Source organism: Neoroseomonas rubea, from assembly GCF_016106015.1.
Lineage (GTDB): Bacteria > Pseudomonadota > Alphaproteobacteria > Acetobacterales > Acetobacteraceae > Neoroseomonas > Neoroseomonas rubea.
Genome location: NZ_JACADQ010000460.1, coordinates 1 through 2,466, shown reverse-complemented (window position 1 = coordinate 2,466; position 2,466 = coordinate 1). Strand labels below are relative to the sequence as shown.

Genomic DNA, 2,466 nt, shown 5'->3' with positions numbered 1-2,466 from the left:
CGAGGAGCGCGGCGAGCGCCGCGACCGTGGCGAGCGCGGCGGCGAGCGGCGTGACCGCGGCGAGCGGCGCGAGCGCGGCGACGCCGCCGACTGATCCAATACCCGAGTGCCGGCCGGGGTCTTTAGATCGGCCCCGGCCGGTGCCATATTCACGTCATGATTCTCCGGGGAGCGTCCCTAAGTTGAAGGCCATCAACGCGATCCGCATGGGCGGGGTCGAGGTTCTGCCGTTGGTCGAAGGCGGCAAGGGTGTGTCCGTTTCGAACGGCGCCTCCTGCGGCGCCTGGGCGGCCTCGGGCGGGGTCGGCACCTTCTCCGCGGTCAATGCGGATTCCTACGATGCGGATGGCCGGCCCATCCCGCAGATCTACCATGGCAAGACGCGCCGCGAGCGGCATGAGGAACTCGTCCGCTACGCGATCGACGGCGCCGTCACCCAGGCGAAGCGAGCCTGGGACATGGCCGGCGGCAAGGGCCGCATCCACGCCAACATCCTGTGGGAAATGGGGGGTGCCGAACGCGTCGCGCGCGGGATGCTGGAAGGGGCCAGGGGCCTGATCCACGGCGTCACCTGCGGCGCGGGCATGCCCTATCGCCTTGCCGACGTCGCGCGCGACTTCGGCATCCACTACTACCCGATCGTCTCCTCGGGCCGCGCCTTCAGCGCGCTCTGGAAGCGGGCCTATCACAAGACGCGCGAATGGCTCGGCGGCGTGGTCTACGAGGACCCGTGGCTCGCCGGCGGCCATAACGGACTGTCGAATTCCGAGGACCCGAAGAAACCTGAGGCCCCCTACGCGCGGGTGCTGAAGCTGCGCGAGCAGATGCGCGCCTTCGGCCTGGACGACACGCCCATCATCATGGCCGGCGGCGTCTGGTGGCTGGAGGAGTGGGAGGACTGGATCGACAATCCCGAGCTCGGCCCGATCGCCTTCCAGTTCGGCACGCGCCCGCTGGTGACGAAGGAAAGCCCGATCTCCGATGCCTGGAAGCAGAAGCTTCTGACGCTGAAGGCGGGCGACGTGCTGCTGCAGCCCTTCTCACCCACCGGCTTCTATTCCTCCGCCGTGCGCAACGACTTCCTGCGGGAACTCGAGGACCGCAACGAGCGGCAGGTCGCCTACACCAGCGAGCCGATCGGTGAGCATCTGGCGGAATACGGCGTCGGCCCGCGCAAGCGCCTCGTCTATGTCGCGCCACATGACCTGGCGCGCATCAACCACTGGGAAGCCGAAGGCTTCACCGAGGCGATGCGCACGCCCGACAACACGCTGATCTTCGTGACGCCCGACAAGGCGCGGGAGATCGTCAAGGATCAGGTCGACTGCATGGGCTGCCTTTCGGCCTGCCGCTTCAGCAACTGGTCGCAGCACGAGCCCGACTACAGCACCGGCAAGAAGGCCGACCCGCGCTCTTTCTGCATCCAGAAGACGCTGCAGGACGTGGCGCATGACGGCGCGCTGGAACGCAACCTGATGTTCGCCGGGCACAACGCCTACCGCTTCGGCTCCGACCCCTTCTATTCGAACGGGTTCGTGCCGACGGTGAAGCAGCTGGTCGAACGGATCGCGACGGGGCGGTAGGGACGCGCCCCGTTTCCGTGGCGCCGCCTCACGGATGGCGCCAGGACACCTCCGGCGGCGCCGGCTCCGTCGGGTCGACGCGCAGCATCTGCCCGTTCATCACGCTTTGACCCGTCAGGGCCATGATGAACCCCCAATGCGACACCACGAGCGTATGCGCCCAGTCGTCGATCGCGGCCATCTCGGCGCGGAACAGCGCCGCGCGGCCCTCGACCTGCGTCGCGGGCTCCTCCTCCGCCGGCCACCAGACTTCGTCGAGGCCGTCGAAGGCCAGGTCGGGGAACGTCATGCGCAGCTCGGTCACCGGGCTGCCGATGTCGCAGGTGAAGGCGTAGCGCTCGCGCACCAGCGGCGTGACGCTCAGCTTCAGGCCCAGCCGCCGCGCCACCGGCCGCGCCGTCTGGATCGCGCGGCGATAGGGGGAGACGAGGATCCGGCGGATCTCCTCCCCCGCCAGCGCCTCGGCCGCCGCCTCGGCCTGGCTGTGGCCGAGCGGGGTCAGCACCGGGTCGACGATGCCTGGGTCCTTCCGCGTCTGGGTGAACAGCAGGTTGAACTCGCTCTGGCCGTGGCGGAGCAGGATCATGCGGCGGCTTCCCGGATGGCGGACCATCCGGGCGTAGCCGGGGCGCGGGATTGCCGCAACCGGGCGCCGCGCATGTTGCGGCGGGGCCATGCCCGCCTTAAGTGAGAGGCTACGAGGAGAGTGACATGACGGGCGGCCTGCCGATCGACCTGATCCTTTTCGCGATGGTGGCGGCCTTCCTGGTGCTGCGCCTGCGCAGCGTGCTGGGCCGCCGCACCGGCTTCGAGCGCCAGCCCGGTGAAGCCGCGCCCGGCGCCGGCCAAGCCGCGGCCGCGCCGGAAGCCGTGCCCGTCGCCC

Annotated in this window: 2 protein-coding genes; one reads left to right on the top strand and one right to left on the bottom strand. The window is 69.7% G+C overall.

Annotated elements, in window-relative coordinates:
- Positions 1 to 182 precede the first annotated feature (182 nt).
- On the top strand, positions 183 to 1,583 hold the full coding sequence (locus tag HW577_RS23630) for an NAD(P)H-dependent flavin oxidoreductase (protein WP_198378553.1): 1,401 nt from the start codon (positions 183 to 185) through the stop codon (positions 1,581 to 1,583).
- Positions 1,584 to 1,611: 28 nt separating this feature from the next.
- Here HW577_RS23630 and HW577_RS23625 read toward each other — a convergent pair whose 3' ends face one another.
- On the bottom strand, positions 1,612 to 2,169 hold the full coding sequence (locus tag HW577_RS23625) for a histidine phosphatase family protein (protein ID WP_198378552.1): 558 nt from the start codon (positions 2,167 to 2,169) through the stop codon (positions 1,612 to 1,614).
- Between the last annotated feature and the right edge of the window lie 297 nt (positions 2,170 to 2,466).